Source organism: Paenibacillus sp. VT-400, assembly GCF_001029205.1.
Classification (GTDB): domain Bacteria; phylum Bacillota; class Bacilli; order Paenibacillales; family Paenibacillaceae; genus Paenibacillus; species Paenibacillus amylolyticus.
The window spans coordinates 1-372 of sequence record NZ_LELF01000097.1 but is presented as its reverse complement, the minus strand read 5'-3'; the positions used below and the strand labels follow the sequence as shown (position 1 = coordinate 372).

General features: G+C 43.3%; 1 pseudogene. It reads right to left on the bottom strand.

Features of this window, described 5'->3' with window-relative positions:
* Nucleotides 1–54 precede the first annotated feature (54 nt).
* Nucleotides 55–372, bottom strand: a pseudogene (locus tag EL84_RS31920) (hypothetical protein); the annotation flags it as partial.

Below are 372 nucleotides of genomic sequence, written 5' to 3'. Positions count from 1 at the left end.
TTTCATAATGTTGCTGCTTATCCATAATCCCTCCACCGAAACGAGCCTGATCATTCAATAGGAATAATCCGCCTTCCTCTCAATGAAAAATCGTCCATCTTCAACTTGGTCCGCACTTCCCATAACTGCACCTATGCTTCTAACCACCCCTGGTAAAAACCACAACTTGATGCTACTACGCATGTTACCCGAATCATACGTCTGTTTCTCATCCGGATTCACACCCGTATTCAATCGAATAAGCGCCAGCATTCTGGACCTTTTTCGTTCATTGTTGCTATGCATCAATAGCAACAATGGGAGATGGTCCCTGTACGTAAGTTTGACTTTGATATACTTGGCAAATTCCACACTGCCCTCTTTTGCTAGTTT